20 protein-coding genes are annotated in these 15,026 nt (G+C 64.2%); 9 read left to right on the top strand and 11 right to left on the bottom strand.

The window, feature by feature from the left end; all coding sequences use genetic code 11:
- Positions 1-38: 38 nt before the first annotated feature.
- Genes HAH_RS00805 through HAH_RS00795 form a run of 3 tightly spaced genes read right to left on the bottom strand, consistent with a single transcriptional unit; the run spans position 39 to position 1,004 of the window.
- The gene (locus tag HAH_RS00805; protein WP_014039184.1) at positions 39-332 is read right to left on the bottom strand and encodes a DUF7521 family protein; all 294 of its coding nucleotides are present in this window, start codon (positions 330-332) and stop codon (positions 39-41) included.
- Positions 329-658 (bottom strand): hypothetical protein, encoded by a 330-nt coding sequence (locus HAH_RS00800; protein ID WP_014039183.1) that lies wholly within the window; start codon positions 656-658, stop codon positions 329-331. Before HAH_RS00800 ends, HAH_RS00805 begins: the two co-directional genes overlap by 4 nt.
- 1 nt (position 659) lies before the next feature.
- Positions 660-1,004 carry an ArsR/SmtB family transcription factor gene (locus HAH_RS00795; protein ID WP_014039182.1) on the bottom strand — a complete coding sequence of 115 codons (345 nt, stop codon included), beginning with the start codon at positions 1,002-1,004 and terminating at the stop codon, positions 660-662.
- Between the two features lie 101 nt (positions 1,005-1,105).
- Between HAH_RS00795 and HAH_RS00790 the strand changes: the two genes are divergently transcribed.
- Entirely contained in the window at positions 1,106-2,089 is a 984-nt protein-coding gene (locus HAH_RS00790) for a CPBP family intramembrane glutamic endopeptidase (RefSeq protein WP_014039181.1), read from the top strand.
- Between the two features lie 4 nt (positions 2,090-2,093).
- Here HAH_RS00790 and HAH_RS00785 read toward each other — a convergent pair whose 3' ends face one another.
- Positions 2,094-2,297 (bottom strand): DUF7561 family protein, encoded by a 204-nt coding sequence (locus HAH_RS00785; protein ID WP_008306949.1) that lies wholly within the window; start codon positions 2,295-2,297, stop codon positions 2,094-2,096.
- A gap of 110 nt (positions 2,298-2,407) precedes the next feature.
- On the opposite strand from HAH_RS00785, the gene HAH_RS00780 reads away from it, so the two are divergent.
- Genes HAH_RS00780 through HAH_RS00770 form a run of 3 tightly spaced genes read left to right on the top strand, consistent with a single transcriptional unit; the run spans position 2,408 to position 5,118 of the window.
- Positions 2,408-3,394, top strand: a complete 987-nt coding sequence (locus HAH_RS00780; protein ID WP_044951575.1) for an SDR family oxidoreductase — start codon at positions 2,408-2,410, stop codon at positions 3,392-3,394.
- A gap of 54 nt (positions 3,395-3,448) precedes the next feature.
- Positions 3,449-4,387: an NAD(P)H-binding protein gene (locus tag HAH_RS00775; protein WP_014039178.1), complete on the top strand. Its 939-nt coding sequence runs from the start codon at positions 3,449-3,451 to the stop codon at positions 4,385-4,387.
- Positions 4,384-5,118 carry a DUF7530 family protein gene (locus HAH_RS00770; RefSeq protein WP_014039177.1) on the top strand — a complete coding sequence of 245 codons (735 nt, stop codon included), beginning with the start codon at positions 4,384-4,386 and terminating at the stop codon, positions 5,116-5,118. The genes HAH_RS00775 and HAH_RS00770 overlap by 4 nt, the downstream gene beginning before the upstream one ends.
- Here the strand turns inward: HAH_RS00770 and HAH_RS19795 are convergent.
- A complete protein-coding gene (locus tag HAH_RS19795) occupies positions 5,105-5,278 on the bottom strand; it encodes a DUF5786 family protein (RefSeq protein ID WP_004516474.1) in 174 nt (57 codons plus the stop codon). The genes HAH_RS00770 and HAH_RS19795 overlap by 14 nt on opposite strands.
- Positions 5,279-5,432: 154 nt before the next feature.
- Here HAH_RS19795 and HAH_RS00765 point away from each other — a divergent pair, with 154 nt between their 5' ends.
- The 4 genes from HAH_RS00765 to HAH_RS00750 all read left to right on the top strand — a co-directional run bounded on the left by HAH_RS00765 (position 5,433) and on the right by HAH_RS00750 (position 9,921).
- Positions 5,433-6,407 (top strand): DUF5784 family protein, encoded by a 975-nt coding sequence (locus tag HAH_RS00765; protein WP_014039176.1) that lies wholly within the window; start codon positions 5,433-5,435, stop codon positions 6,405-6,407.
- 154 nt (positions 6,408-6,561) lie between these two features.
- On the top strand, positions 6,562-7,557 hold the full coding sequence (locus HAH_RS00760; RefSeq protein ID WP_044951571.1) for an ATP-binding protein: 996 nt from the start codon (positions 6,562-6,564) through the stop codon (positions 7,555-7,557).
- Between the two features lie 146 nt (positions 7,558-7,703).
- Entirely contained in the window at positions 7,704-9,386 is a 1,683-nt protein-coding gene (thsA, locus tag HAH_RS00755) for a thermosome subunit alpha (protein WP_008306969.1), read from the top strand.
- Positions 9,387-9,696: 310 nt separating this feature from the next.
- Complete coding sequence (locus tag HAH_RS00750) at positions 9,697-9,921, top strand: hypothetical protein (RefSeq protein ID WP_014039173.1); 225 nt, start codon at positions 9,697-9,699, stop codon at positions 9,919-9,921.
- An 8-nt stretch (positions 9,922-9,929) separates the two neighbouring features.
- Here HAH_RS00750 and HAH_RS00745 read toward each other — a convergent pair whose 3' ends face one another.
- Genes HAH_RS00745 through HAH_RS00725 form a run of 5 tightly spaced genes read right to left on the bottom strand, consistent with a single transcriptional unit; the run spans position 9,930 to position 13,314 of the window.
- On the bottom strand, positions 9,930-10,391 hold the full coding sequence (locus HAH_RS00745; protein WP_014039172.1) for a TIGR00725 family protein: 462 nt from the start codon (positions 10,389-10,391) through the stop codon (positions 9,930-9,932).
- Between the two features lie 39 nt (positions 10,392-10,430).
- Positions 10,431-11,855, bottom strand: a complete 1,425-nt coding sequence (gene phaC, locus HAH_RS00740; RefSeq protein ID WP_014039171.1) for a poly(3-hydroxyalkanoate) polymerase subunit PhaC — start codon at positions 11,853-11,855, stop codon at positions 10,431-10,433.
- Positions 11,856-11,858: 3 nt separating this feature from the next.
- The gene (locus HAH_RS00735; RefSeq protein WP_014039170.1) at positions 11,859-12,404 is read right to left on the bottom strand and encodes a poly(R)-hydroxyalkanoic acid synthase subunit PhaE; all 546 of its coding nucleotides are present in this window, start codon (positions 12,402-12,404) and stop codon (positions 11,859-11,861) included.
- A gap of 45 nt (positions 12,405-12,449) precedes the next feature.
- Positions 12,450-13,007: a hypothetical protein gene (locus tag HAH_RS00730; protein WP_014039169.1), complete on the bottom strand. Its 558-nt coding sequence runs from the start codon at positions 13,005-13,007 to the stop codon at positions 12,450-12,452.
- Between the two features lie 7 nt (positions 13,008-13,014).
- Entirely contained in the window at positions 13,015-13,314 is a 300-nt protein-coding gene (locus tag HAH_RS00725) for an AbrB/MazE/SpoVT family DNA-binding domain-containing protein (protein WP_014039168.1), read from the bottom strand.
- A gap of 300 nt (positions 13,315-13,614) precedes the next feature.
- On the opposite strand from HAH_RS00725, the gene HAH_RS00720 reads away from it, so the two are divergent.
- Positions 13,615-14,160: a MaoC family dehydratase gene (locus HAH_RS00720; protein WP_008306979.1), complete on the top strand. Its 546-nt coding sequence runs from the start codon at positions 13,615-13,617 to the stop codon at positions 14,158-14,160.
- Here HAH_RS00720 and HAH_RS00715 read toward each other — a convergent pair whose 3' ends face one another.
- A complete protein-coding gene (locus tag HAH_RS00715) occupies positions 14,161-15,003 on the bottom strand; it encodes an alpha/beta fold hydrolase (protein WP_014039167.1) in 843 nt (280 codons plus the stop codon).
- Positions 15,004-15,026: the final 23 nt, after the last annotated feature.

Genomic DNA, 15,026 nt, shown 5'->3' with positions numbered 1-15,026 from the left:
TTAGGGCGACCACATCTGACACTTGTTCTTATCTGAAGTCACTCGACGAACAGCGCGTACAGCACGGCACAGAGCCCTGCGACGGTCACGAGACCCCTGACGAGCAACACAATGCCAGCCCCAGCGCCCGCCCAGACAGCGATGGTGGCAGTGGCGTAGACGCCGGCGGTCAGCGACCCGATTCCGACGGCGAGCCACCACATCTTCGGCGCATCGTTGCGCCGGTAGCCCCGGTAGGCCAGCGACGCGACGAACAGTCCGACGACGGCCGTCAGGGCTCGCGAGAGTTCCGCGACGGCGTCCGGCGCGAGCAGGTCGAGCGGGACCGTCACGACGACTCACCCCCGTAGACGGTCCACAGGATCGTTCCGAGCCCGAGCAGTTCGCAGGCGCTCACGAGGAGCGAGCGTCCGACGACGCCGACGCCGGTGGCCGTGGGGAGCGCGATGCGGAGGATCTCCGGTACAGTCGTGAGCAGGAGAAGCCCGACGGCGAGCGTCAGCATGCCCGTCCGACCCGGCCCGCGACGATAGCCGTGGACGAGGACGACAGCGATGGCGGCCGAGAGCAAGACAGAGAGTATCGACAGCGCGACGACGGCCAGCGCAATTTCCGGATCGGTCCCACCCGTGCGTATCTGCAGTAGCGTCGCGAACATCTCAGGACAGCCCCTCGAACAGGTCGGTGAATCGGTCCGCCGGATCCGACGAGGACCGTGAGACAGCCACGTCGTACGACCCGTCGGCGAACGTGACGGTCACGTCCTCGACGGTCGCGACATAGCGCTTGTAGTGGTGTCCGTCGGGGTCGACGGCCTGCCGTTCGGCGACGAGGTCGGCGGCTTCCAGTCGGTCGAGGCGGCGGTACGCCGTCGGGTCGGACATCTCGCAGGCCGTACAGAGTTCGGAGACGGACATCGGTCCGGTGGTGAGTTCGGCGATGATGGCCCGCGCGTACTCGTCTTCGAGCAGCGCGAGCAGTTCATCGTCGCCGACCGCGTCCATGCTCGCTGGAAGCGAGCGAGACGCAATAAAATCGGTCCACTGGCTTCCGAATCAGAAGCAGTGCCCGCGGTGATACGTCGGTCCCGGCCGGTCGTCCGGACATGCCACCGAAGTCACCGGAGCAAAGAGACAGCCGGACGACCCCGAGCGTCGTCGAGCGGACTGTCTCTCGCCTCGTCTGGCCGATCTGGAACAGCGCGGACGGCAGGCTCAGAGCGCCACTGCGTGCGGTTCTCCCGGCGGTACTGTCGTTTCTCGCCCTCGCGGCGCTACAGAGCGTCGTTCGGGCCCGATTCACGCACCCCATCCGAGAACCGCTCGAAGCGGCCGGGATCGGGGCAGTCCTCGTCGCCACGGTGTTCGTCAGCGCGCGGGTCCTCGACCGCCGACCTGTCGGCGAGTACGGCCTGTCGCTCGACCGTCACTGGTGGCGGTCATTCGCCGTCGGCGGGGCGATAGCGACCGTGATCAATGCCGGCGCGCTCGCCGTCGCAGTCGGCGTGGGCTGGGCCACTGTCGTCGGCGTCGCGGAGGGAGCCGGCGATCTCCCGTTTCTGCCGGCGATGGCCGTCGTCTTCACCTACGTCGCCCTCGCGTCGGCGTGGGAGGAGATCGTCTTCCGCGGGGCGATGCTGAAGAACCTCGCCGAAGGGGCCGACGGGCCCGTCCCGCGGTGGGCCGCGGTCGGCGTGGCGGTGCTCGCGAGTTCGCTCGTCTTCGCCTTCCTGCACGGCGGGAAGGTCGACCACCCGAGCCAGTACGGCTATTACCTGCTCGCCGGACTGGTCCTGAGCGGCGCGTACGTCCTCACCGGCGACCTCGCCCTCCCGATCGGCTTTCACGCCTGGTACAATTTCACCCAGAGCGCGGTGTTCGGTCTCGGCCACTCACAACGGACGCCCGAGCTAATCGCAGTCGATATCGTCGGCCCCGCACGCTGGGTGGGCGAAGAAGGGATCGTCTACTCGCTCTTCGTGGTCGTCGGCGGCCTCCTGCTACTGACGTTTCTCCGCTGGCGCGACGGCCGCCTTGGAATCGACGAGCGCGTGACGCGGTGGACGCCCGGATTCGAACGGGAGACGTGACGACTTAGAGGGCGGCCACGTCCGCCGCCGTCACCTCGCGGTCGTCGGGAAGCTGGTCGATGCAGTCGTAACAGAGGAAATGCTCGGTGTCGTCGCCGAGTTCGAGGACGATGCCCTCGGTCGGTCTGGACTCCTGCGACCAGATGTTGGCGATACCGCCGGCTATCGAAACGTTCGTATCGCACCCGTCGCAGGCTCTAGAGGCCATTAGCGAGTTTTTATGCGCTGTATACACTTCAAGGTAGCTGGCCCCTTCGAACAGTTCAGTACAGTTAACTCTCGACATACTTTTGTCGTCCGATGGCCACCGTCCAGATAATGCAAATACTGGTCACAGGGGGTGCCGGGTTCATCGGCGGCCACCTGGCACAGCGGTTCGCCGCCGACAGCCACGATGTGGTCGTATTGGACAACCGCGACCCGTTCTACGATCTGGATATCAAGCAACACAACATCGAAGCTGGACAGGCGGCCGCCCGGAACAGCGACGGGAGCTACGAGTTCATCGAGGGCGACGTGCGTGACGCGGAGCTAGTGACGGACCTCGTCGCCGACGCCGACTACGTCTACCACCAGGCCGCCCAGGCCGGCGTCCGCCCGAGCGTCCAGAACCCCCGCAAATACGACGAGGTCAACGTCGACGGCACGCTGAACCTCCTCGACGCCTGCCGCGACGAGGGCATCGAGCGGTTCGTGATGGCGTCCTCCTCCTCCGTTTATGGCAAGCCAGAGTACCTGCCCTACGACGAGCAACACCCCACGACGCCCGTCTCACCCTACGGCGCGTCGAAGCTCGCCGCCGAGCGCTACGCCTGCGCCTACAGCGAGGTGTACGACCTGCCCGCCGTCGCGTTGCGATATTTCACCGTCTACGGCCCGCGGATGCGCCCGAACATGGCCATCTCGAATTTCGTCTCCCGGTGTCACAACGGCGAGCCGCCGGTCATCTACGGCGACGGCACGCAGACCCGCGATTTCACCTACATCGAAGACGTCATCGACGCAAACATGACGCTGCTTCACGAGGACGCCGCCGACGGCAAGGCCGTGAACATCGGCTCGACGGACAACATCGAGATCAAGACGCTCGCGACGGAGATCCGGGACCAGATCGACCCGGATCTCGACCTGGTCTACGAGGAACGCCACGACGCCGACGCCGAACACACCCACGCCGCGACCGACCGCGCCGAGGAACTGCTCGGCTACGACCCGGACCACACCATCCGGGAGGGCGTCGCGAAGTTCATCGACTGGTACCGCGACAACCGCGACTGGTACGAGCCGCTCGTTCGACAGTCCTGACGGGCGACACGAACAGGCCACGGTTTTAACCCCGTCCCGTCCTGCAGGAAGGGTATGCACGTCCTCGTGACCGGTGCGACGGGGTTCGTCGGGGGCCACCTCGCCCCGGCGCTCCTCGCGGCCGGCCACAGCGTCCGCGTGCTCGTTCGCGACCCGAGCGAGTACGCCCCGCCCGACGGCGTCGACGTGGCGACAGGCGACCTGCTCGACGCGGGCAGTTTCGACGCCGCCCTCGCCGGAATCGACGTCGCGTACTACCTCATCCATTCGATGCGTGCCGGGACCGACTACGCCGAGCGGGACCGGCGCGCTGCGCGGAACTTCCGTCGGGCGGCCGACGCGGCCGGCGTCGACCGAGTCGTCTACCTCGGCGGCCTCGGCGAGGACGACGAGACGCTGTCCGAGCACCTCCGGTCGCGCCGCGAAGTCGAGTTCCTCCTCAAGGAGGGCGAGTACGACCTGACGACGTTCCGGGCGGCCATCATCATCGGCGCGGGCTCGGCCAGCTTTCGGATGATACGCGAGCTAACGACGCGGCTGCCGGTGCTGGTCACGCCGCGTTGGGTGCGCACGGACTGTCATCCCATCGCTATCGACGACGTCATCGCGTATCTGGTCGATGTGCTCGACACGCCGGAGACGGCCGGCGAGACCTACGAGATTGGCGGCCCGGAGGTGTTGACCTACGCGGAGATACTGCGGCGGACAGGGCGAATCATGGGCACGGGCGAGCCGAAAATCGTGCCAATACCGGTGCTGACGCCGAAGCTGTCTGCGTACTGGGTCGGTCTACTGACCGACGTGCCATCGAGCGTCGCCCGGCCACTCATCCACGGACTGAAGACGCCAGTGGTCGCGGACACCGAGGCCGCTCAGGCACAGTTCGCCGTCGACCTGACGCCGTTCGCGGACGCGGTCAGGCTGGCCCTCAGTGAACCGCGGAGTCGCGAAACGGCGCAGGCGGCCGCGGCCACGGGTGGTGCAGGCAGATGAGCGGGGATAGCGCCCGTCCGGAATACGGCGAAACGTGGGTGTACGAGAGCATCATCGGCGCGCTGCCGGGGATTCGGCTACCGACGTGGGCAGCGATGGCGATACAGCTCCTCATCTTCGAGGTCGCCATCGTCGCTCTGTCGTGGTACTACGAGGTCTGGAGCGCCGCAATCGCCGGAACGGTCGTCGTGTTCGTCGCCACCATCGGAAGCGCCGAGATGCTCCGAATCAGCACGCTTATCCGCCGTATCGACGTTCCACCGACCTACCGCGCGCTGCTGTTCGCCTCGAACGTCGAGGTCGTGCTGTCCGTCCTCGCGTACGTGGCGTTGCTCACCCACCTGTTCGTCTTCGACCCGCAGGTCAGCTCGACGCCACTTCTGGGCCAACTGTTCGGGTCGGAGCCGCCGGTACTGGTGGTGTATCTGACCCTACTCATCCTCTGGGACGTGAGCTACCGTATCGGTACGGGCTGGTGGGCCAGCGTCACGGGTCTGTGGCGATCAGCGCGCTACCGGTTCGACCCCGAGACGGCGCGGGTGTTCATCCGGGCCGACCTGGAGATCTGGGGCTTTGGCGTCCTCCAGCTCGTGCTCGTTCCGTTCGTGCTTGACCAGCCGGTACTGCTCGCGGCGCTGGTCGGTCATGTGATAGCCGTCACAGCCGTGACGGCCGCCTCTGTCGGGCTATTGCGCTACCGGTCGAGAACGGCCGCCGTCAGTCAGAGTTGATCTGCTTGAACTGGTCGAGCAGCTCTTCTGTTGACTCGTCACCGTCGTAGTCAACACTCCCGTGGTACGTGCTCCGGTCGTCGTCTTCCGACAGGTCGACCTCGCTGTTCTTGCGTTCACGGCGTTCGTGTTCGTCGTCGTCGTACGCTCCCATCGACATAGGTTACCACGGTGAAACTTGGCTGGTAGTGACTATCAATGTAACGGTGGTCCCAGAAACCGTACCACACGACCTACAGAGTGTGCGAGCAGTCCGAACCGGGGTGTCTCGATAGGGCGGAACGCCCAAGACCACTGACCGTCTACACGGCCCTGTGGCTGGTCCCTTACGTCTGCGACGGTCGAACGAGCGATGGAGCGAGAAGCGGGTCCGGACAGACCTGCTGACACCGCTGCAGAACACCTTCGGTGCGACGATGAACGGTCCGTGGTTCGCCCCACCGGAGGGGTGGGCCGCGCGCCGACTGGAGATGGACAACGGCGATCTGGCGCTGTTTTGCTGGAACGGCCAGCGCGCGTACTGGGTCGGGAACACCGAGACCCCGGAGACGCTGTGGCGAACGGAGAAGTACACGTTCGACGAGGTGCCCGACAAGATTAGCGAGTGGGTCCAGCGTGAGCTGTTCGCCCAGTTAGAGGTGGAGGACCCGTGGCTCACCGAGTACGAGACGCTGGCGCACTTCTTCCTGCCCGTGTTTCTCTCGAAGGACGGCCGGGAGTCGACACGGACGTTCTTCCGGGACCACGCCAGCGGCTTCCCGGACGCCGACCGGGCGGACGGGCTGGCGTTTTACGACGACTTCCTCGCGACTGGCGAACTCGACGACTACCGCTACACGATGGCGAGCAAACTCGGGACCAGCGAGGGCTTTGACCTCTCGCGGATGCGAGCGACGATGGGCGAGTTCAACGTCGCCAAACTGCTCGTCGACGCGGGCAACGACATCAGACCCGAGGTCGAACTGAACTCGGGCCACTCCGTCGATTTCCGAGTCGAGGACACGCTCGTGGAGGTCACCCGCCCACGGCCGCCGTCCCGACGGCAGGTCAACACCGGTATCGCCGCGGTCAAAGCATCGGGTGACGCGAAGACTCGCGACCAGCTAGCGGCCCACCCCGGAGCCGTCCTCGTCGTCGACTGCAGTTCCTTCCCGGACGACGACTGGCGGCGGGTCTACGGCGAACAGCCCGATGTCGGCTACTCGCCGACCATCGTCTTCCGCGCCCGGCCGGACGGCAGCATGGAAGGGTACGCCTACGGCTCGGTTCCGTTCCCGCTCCCGTTGTAGTCAGTTCGCAACTGACGGTAGGTCGCGTTATCTTCCCCGAAATTCGGGGCGTAACATATAACGCGCCGGACGGGCAACACTGAGAGAGATAGCCGTGGTGGACGACACAGAGCAATCGGGGACCAGCGGCGCGGGTCAGTCGGTTTCCGAGGTAATGGACCGGCTCGAATCGCTCCGGTCCGAGGAAGAAGAACGTTCCGAGAGCGCCACCGCCGGCGTGTTACTGGACCAGTTGCAGGAGGTCGAACAGCGACTATTGGCCTTCGGCGAGGCGCTGGGCGGGACCGCCGATACCGTGACAGACCTCCCGTTTACCGAGGAAGCCGGGCTGGACCACATGCCCGAGCCGCTGTACGTCCGCCACGACACCGAGATGCTGAATCAGGTCACGTCCTGGCTCCTGCAGGACCAGCACATCGGATTAGTGAGTCCCTACGGCACCGGAAAGACGGCCTTCCGGGAAATCGTCCTGCGTGACCTTTCGAAACACGAGGGCTTTGTCATCACGCATCTGGACAATCCACGCGAGACGACGCCGCGAAAACTGTACCAGACGGTGCTAACCGCCGCCTACGCCGCGGGCTACTCCATCGACCAGCGCAACTACTCGCAGGTCCGAGACGGGATTCCGTGGGCGACCGCTGAAGCGAAAGACGCCGTCCACGAAATCGTCCGTCGCGTACGCGAGGACGGCAAGACGCTTCTGCTGGTCGTCGACGAAATCGAGGTGCTGGAGGCGGACCTGCTGTCGCCGCTGCAGGTGGCCGGCGACGCCGGCGTCCGGCTGTTCCTCACCGGAACACCGGAGGGGAAGCGGCGGGTGGCGGAGATCCGGGGAACGCTCGACTCACGGCTTCGCTACTACGAGGGCATCGACCCGTTCTCGCCGGACGACGTGGCCGAGTACGCCGCTCGCTCGCTGGCGTACTTCCGGGGCGACCCCTACGAGGGGCAGGCCCCGGACCTGTTTACGCGGGCCGCAATCGAGGACATCCACGAGCGGACCGAGGGCAACCCCCGTGAGGTCCGCATCGAGTGTCGCGAACTGTTCACCAGAGCGGCGTTTGTCTGGTACCGAACCGGCCAGGACATCTCTCGCATCCAGATTACCCCCGAACTGCGCCACCGGCGGTTCGGAATGGGCCGCTGAGCGCCCCTGAAAGGGTATATAAACCACCTACGTGATACGGTATCACACCGACGAGTGTGGCATGTAGTCGGGCGATACAGCGTCCGGCACCACAGCTTTTATATAGAAGCACATTCAATCATCGTTTGACTATGGCTCAACAGCAGATGGGCAACCAGCCCATGATTGTACTTTCCGAGGAGTCCCAGCGGACATCCGGAAAGGACGCGCAGTCGATGAACATCACGGCCGGGACGGCCGTCGCCGAGGCCGTTCGGACGACACTGGGTCCGAAGGGCATGGACAAGATGCTCGTCGACAACTCGGGCTCAGTCGTCGTCACGAACGACGGCGTCACCATCCTCGACGAGATGGACATCGAGCACCCCGCCGCCAACATGATCGTTGAGGTCGCCCAGACCCAGGAAGACGAAGTGGGCGACGGCACGACCACGGCGGTCGTCATGGCCGGCGAACTCCTCTCGAAGGCCGAGGAACTCCTCGACCAGGACATCCACGCCAGCATCCTGGCTCAGGGGTACCGCCAGGCCGCAGAGAAGGCCAAGGAGATTCTCGAGGACAACGCCATCGACGTCGACGCCGACGACACGGAGACCCTCGAAAAGGTCGCCGCGACGGCGATGACCGGCAAGGGCGCGGAGTCCTCCAAGGACATCCTCGCCGAACTCGTCGTTCGCGCCGCACAGTCCGTCGTCGACGACGACGGCAGCGTCGACACAGACAACATCCAGATCGAAACCGTCGTCGGCGGCGCAACCGATGAGTCCGAACTCGTCGAAGGCGTCATCGTCGACAAGGAACGCGTCCACGACAACATGCCGTTCGCCGTCGAGGACGCCGACGTGGCCCTGCTCGACACGGCCATCGAGGTTCCGGAAACGGAACTCGACACCGAAGTCAACGTCACCGACCCCGACCAGCTCCAGCAGTTCCTCGACCAGGAAGAAGAGCAGCTCAAGGAGATGGTCGATCAGCTCAAAGAAGCCGGTGCTGACGTCGTCTTCTGCCAGAAGGGCATCGACGACATGGCCCAGCACTACCTCGCTCAGGAAGGCATTCTGGCCGTGCGCCGCGCCAAGAAGTCCGACATCGAAGCGCTCTCGCGCTCGACCGGCGCGCGCATCATCTCGAACATCGACGACATCGAAGCCGACGACCTCGGCTTCGCCGGCTCCGTCGCCCAGAAGGACATCGCCGGCGACGAGCGCATCTTCGTCGAGGACGTCGAGGACGCCCGCGCTGTCACGATGATCCTCCGCGGCGGCACCGAACACGTCGTCGACGAAGTCGAGCGCGCCATCGAGGACTCGCTCGGCGTCGTCGCCGCTACGCTGGAGGACGGCAAGGTCCTGCCCGGCGGCGGTGCCCCCGAGACGCAGCTCGCCCTCGGTCTCCGAGACCACGCCGACTCCGTCGGTGGCCGCGAGCAGCTCGCCGTCGAGGCCTTCGCCGATGCCATCGACGTCATCCCGCGCACTCTCGCGGAGAACGCCGGTCTCGACCCGATCGACTCGCTGGTCGACCTCCGAAGCAAGCACGACGGTGGCGCAGTCACCTCCGGGCTTGACGCGTACACGGGTGAGGTCGTCGACATGGAAGAGGACGGCGTCGTCGAGCCCCTCCGTGTCAAGACCCAGGCCGTCGAAAGCGCAACCGAAGCAGCCGTCATGATCCTCCGCATCGACGACGTCATCGCTGCTGGCGACCTCAAGGGTGGCCAGGGCGACGACGACGAGGACGAAGGCGGACCCGGCGGCCCAGGCGGCGCGCCCGGCGGAATGGGCGGCGGCATGGGCGGCATGGGCGGCGGTATGGGCGGCATGATGTAAGCGAGGTTTCGAAGAAACCTCGGCACGCCGAGCGGGGAACGAAGTGACCCGCGAGGCAAGCCACATTGGCGAAAAAGGCGGAATCGCCGCAAAGCGGCGATTCCGAGAACCGCGGCCTTCGGCCGCGGATGCCTGCCTCGCCCGTCGACCTCGTGAAGAATCGGTGCGATTCTCTATTTTTGTTTTCAGTATAGGTGGATAACGACGCTATGACGATAGCGTAGCCGCGGTGAACGCCGTCTCGCCCCTAAGAATCCTACTATCACGAAGTAGACGCCACGGTCAAACCGACGTATCCCTTTGAGTCGGTATGGACCTGACACGGACCGAACGGCGGTTGCTGTGGGTCGGAACAGCACTAGCGGGCGCGCTTCATCTGCTCGTTCCGGGGCTGTTACTGTCGCTGGCGCGGCTGGGCTATCGCTGGGTGCTGTCGGTGGAGTTCACGCCACAGGACGGGGCCCATCGTCGGGTCAGGCTGCTTGGCGTTGGGAACCTCGTTGTTGCGGCGGTACTGAGACGGCTACTCGACTGAAACGACGGCTACTGCACGGCAGACTCAACGTATGCGACAGCCTCGGCAGGGGTGTCGACGTGTTCGATGGCGTCGCCGTCGGCCACGCCGTCGAGGCGGTGGGTACCGAGCCCGGCGACTGGGCGATTTATGTCGAGGGCGTGGCCGAGTTCCGAGAGCGTTCCGGTGCCGCCGTCAACGGCGATGACGGCCGCGCCGTTCATCACGACGAGGACGTTTCTGGCGTTTCCCATCCCCGTCGCGATAGCTGTCTGGACGTAGTCGTTCGCGTCGGCCCGGCGCTCGCCGGGTAAAATACCGAGAGTGTGACCGCCCGCCTCGCTCGCACCGCGACAGACGGCTTCCATCACACCCGTGAGACCGCCACAGACGACGTCGTGGCCGTGCTCACCGAGTAGTTTCCCGACCTCGCGTGCCTGTTGGTACTGTTCGTCGGTAACTGTCGAGCCGCCGATGACCGAGACGCGCATAGCTGGTCGTGCAACGGGAAACAGAAAAACGCCGCCGGATTACAGTTGGTCGAGCCAGTCTTGCGCGCGGGATTCGGTGGTTTCGGCGATATCGGCCAGTTCGGCCGCGTCGTACTCGGCCAGGTCCGCGACGCTGTGAATGCCGGCGGCGTGCAGCCGTTCGGCGTAGGTGGGGCCGATACCGGAGACGCTATCGACGTCGGCGGGTTCGTCGGCTGCGTCGGCGTCGTCCTCGGTAGCGTCGGCATCGACATCGTCAGTCGCGTCAACCTCGATATCAGTGGATTCCGACTGGTCCACTGTGTCGTCTTCAGGGGACTCGACCTCGATATCGACTTCCTCGCCCCCCGTGCTGCGCTCGGAGTACCACTCGGCGACCTCGGGCCAGAGGTCAGCGTGGGTCGACGACGAGACGGAGAGACCGATGTGGCCCGTCGAGAACTCGATGGTTCGCGTGTCGTCGCTGGCGATGACGTCGTTGAACGGCTTGGAGGCCTCCGGCGGGATGAGGTGGTCGTACTCGCCCATGAGCTGGAGGACGGGCATGTCGATGTTGTCCAGGTCGACGTGCTTGCCGTTGAGCTCAAGCTCGTTCTTGTAGAGTTTGTTGTCCTGATACACGTCTTCGAGGAACTGAACGTAGGCCTCGCCGGCGACGTCGATACCGTCACCGAGCCACTGCTCCATCCGGCCGAAGTTCTCGACGAAGCCCTCGTTCTCCATGTTCTCCGCGAACCGGATGTACTTCGTGACGTAGTTCTCGACGGGGTCCATCAGCGCGAAGCCGATGTCGAGCATGTCCGAGGGGACGTTGCCGAACGTATCGACGACGTCCTGCGGGGAGTAGTACTCCTCGGAGCCCCACTCTTCGAGGACGCCGCCGGTGTGATCGAAGCACAGCCCAGCGGCCATCAGGCCCAGGGTGTTGACTTTCTCCTTGTGGAGCGCGGTGTACATCACCGACATCGTGCCGCCCATACAGTAGCCGAGGATGTTGATGGCGTCCTGGCCGGAGCGCTCGCGGACCACGTCGACGCAGTTATCCATGTATCGGTTGACGTAGTCATCGAGCGTGAGGTGCTGGTCGAGCCGCGACGGCTCGTTCCAGTCGATGAGGTACACGTCGTGGCCCGCCTCAAGCAGGCGTCGGACGACCGACCGCTCTTCCTGCAGGTCGAGGATGTACGGCCGGTTGATGAGCGCGTACACGATGAGAATCGGCACGGCTTCCTTGTCCTCCTCGGCGACCTCGATGCCGGTGGCCTCGGCGTCGTAGTGGAGGAGTTCGAGCTTGTTCTCCTCGTAGACGACGTCGCTGGGCGTCTGGCCGACTTCGACGGACTCCATCAGCTCCAGTCGCTCGTCGGCAATCTGACTCGTCTCGGCGGCGTCGGTCATGTTTTCCAGCGTCTTGCGCTGCCAGTTGAGCGCGGCTTCGAACGGATTAAACGGGTTGCTGGACATGAGTTACTCTTCCAGGTGTTCGAGAACGCGGTCAAGCTTCTGTTCGACCGCGTGCTGACGGCGCTCCAGTTCGATGAGCCGCTCAGCAACTTCGTCGACATCGTTGCGCGTTGGGAAACCCATCTGCTCCAGAGCGTCCTGACTCAGGTCGTCGGCCTCCTGTTGCATCTCCATCATCGACTCGACGAGCTGGCCGTTGGCGGCCGCGAAGGCCGAGGTTCCCATGACGTGTTTGAACGCCTCGTTGGCGGACTGCAGCCAGATATCACGGAACTCGGCGGGGTCGACATCCTCGCCCTGCGCGGCGTCGGTCGAGCGCTCGACCATCTGCTCGGCGGCGTCGATCCACTCTTCGTAGGCGCGGTTGTAGCCATCCATCCCGTCGGCAAGGTCCTCTTCTTTGGGAATCGTGTCCTCGACGGCGTCGGCCCACGACTCCACGAAGGCCGCCTGTGCCTTCATGTTCTGCTCCATCGAGTCAGCGACCGCATTGTTCATCTCCTCAACCATCTCCGTCCATTCCTCCTGAATGTTGTTTGTATTACTCATAATAGTACCTCGGCGGCGGGCGCACAAAAAAACCGACTGTCGTACTTACGCTTCGACGTCGACAGCGTCGGCGGCTTCGGCCTGCACTTCCTCGACCTGTTCCTGAATCTCTTCGACCTGCTCCTGCACTTCTTCGAGTTGCTCGCCGAACTGCTCGGCGGCCTCGACAGACTGCGCTTCGAGTTCCTCGTGGGCCTCGACGAGCATATCGACCTGATCGTTGACGGCGGTGACGTACTCGTCGGTCATCTCGTCGTAGGTGTCAGCGCCCTCTTCGAGCTCCGTTTCCATGTTGTCGAAGACTTCGGCGTGGTTCTCGAGCAGGAAGTCGAACTGCTCGTCGACGGTCTCGCGGATCTGCTCGACAGTCTCGGTCATGCCGGGCATCGTCGACGCCATCGCGTCGAGATAGCTGTGGAACGCGGTCTGCTGGAGCTCGACACCGCGGCGCTGTGCCGACTCCTGTGTGTCGAGGCTGTCGATGACCGCGCTGTTGACGTTTTGCTGGAAGGAAACGCTCTGTTCGAGCGCCTTCTGGCTCTGCTCGATCGTGGTACGCTGCATCTCGAACGCTGTCGTGACGGGGGTTGTGTAGTCTACCATTGTTGGATTACTCGCTGTTGTTGTTAGTGACCGGGAGGACGACGGCTTGAACGATATCGCCTTCGTCGATGCCCAGCGCCTCTCGCTCCGCATCGGGGATGCTGATCCGACCCCCGCTTTGCACGCGGGTCTTGAACGTCGCCATCTGGCTCATGGCACCGAGCTGATTCATATCGAAACTCGGCATGCCACCGCTGGCGAACATCTGTTTCATCAGCTGCTGTTGCTGTTCCATCGCGTTCTCGCTTGCCTGTTGCATCCCCTTGAACATCGGAGGCCACAGCAGGCCATCATCCTCGTCGGCCATCGGTCAACTACATGTACTCTCCTCAACAATATAAACTTTCCGCTGAAACCCATTGAATACCATTGATTGGTAGAGAATGGTATTACCGATTGAGGAGCGTCGAGGGACGTGCTACGCTCTGTAGCACCGATAACTTCAACCCCAGATACACGTCTGACGCCCGTTAGACGGTATTTACCGACATCTGAGGCGAAACCAACACCAAGGTTTAATACTCCGACCAATAAATTAGCAGAACAGATGAGTTCTGAATCGCCACGAAACCCGCTGTTAGACACATGGACTGAAACATCGTCACATATGTTCAACAGCGTCGTCGCAGCTAACCGGGCAGCGTTCGCTGCGTTCGGCGTCCAGCAGGAGGACGAGAACGGCGTCACGCCCGCAGACCGTATCGAGCCGGACGAAGATCTCCCGGAATGGCACGTCTCGATCTCCGAAGACCACCCGGGCCGCCTCGGCGTCGGCGACCACGTCGATTTCACGAAGACGATCTCGGAGAACGACGTGCAACAGTTCGCCGCCGCGAGCGGCGACACGAACCCGCTTCACCTGGACGACGAGTTCGCAGAGCAGACGCGCTTCCGCGGCCGCATCGCCCACGGGACGCTCGTCGGCAGCCTCATCAGCGCGGCCCTGGCACGCCTGCCTGGGCTGACGATCTATCTCTCACAGGACCTGGAGTTCCACAACCCGGTCCGTATCGGCGACCGACTCACCGCCGAGTGTGAGATCGTCGAGGATCTCGGCGACGAGCAGTACCGGCTAACCACGCGGGTCCTCGCGGACGACGAAGTGGTCATCGACGGCGAAGCGGTCGTCCTCATCGACGACCTGCCAGAATAGTCAGCAGAACGCTCGAACGGCCCGGTTGAAACGGTCGGGGTGTTCCCGCGGCGGACAGTGCCCGCAGTTCTCGAAGATTTTCAGCGTGCTATCAGTGACCGTCCCGGCCGCCTGCTCGGACCACCGACGGGGGAGCAGTGGGTCGACGGCCCCGTGAATCAACATCGTCGGCACGTCTATTTCCGCTAACCGGTCGGAGTAGTCGGTCCGGAAGCCACACCACTGGAACTCGCTGCGCTGCCAGCGCCGCATCGCCCGGACCGTCTGCCGGTCGACGACGCTGTCGACGTCCTCGACCAGTTGCTGGGGTGGCTCCCCGGGACCCATGCTTCGGAGACTGTTTCTGATCGCCGACTGGGACGATCCCACACCCTGCCAGAGCATATTTCCGAGTATCGGTGTCTGCAAGACGCTGCTGGCCGCTGTGCGCCAGTAGGCGTCGGCTCCCAGCCCGTAGCTATCGACCAGTACCAGCCGCTCGACCGGACCGCCGTCGAGCGCGTGTCCGAGCGCGATTGCGCCGCCCATCGAAAGGCCGGCCAGCGCGGGTTCCTCGATACCGAGCGCGTCGATGAACTCGGACAGAGTCTCGAGATAGTAATCGGTCGTGTACGCGCGGTCAGGCTTGTCGCTGTCGCCGTGGCCCGGCAGATCGAGTGCGTACACCGTCCGTTCCGGCGCGAGTGCGGGGAGTGCGTGACGCCACGAAACTGTCGCGGCGTCCAGCCCAATGCCGTGGAGAAACACCAAAGGCGGCCCCTCGCCGCCGGTCCGGTAGTGAATATCGACGTCCTCACCGTCGACGGACAGTTCGACGCGCTCGGACGAAATCCCTGTCGTCATCGGCGTTCGTTCGGGACCGAGGG

Source organism: Haloarcula hispanica ATCC 33960 (assembly GCF_000223905.1).
GTDB lineage: Archaea > Halobacteriota > Halobacteria > Halobacteriales > Haloarculaceae > Haloarcula > Haloarcula hispanica.
The sequence above is the reverse complement of the archived record's forward strand: the minus strand, read 5'-3'. Positions and strand labels throughout refer to the sequence as shown.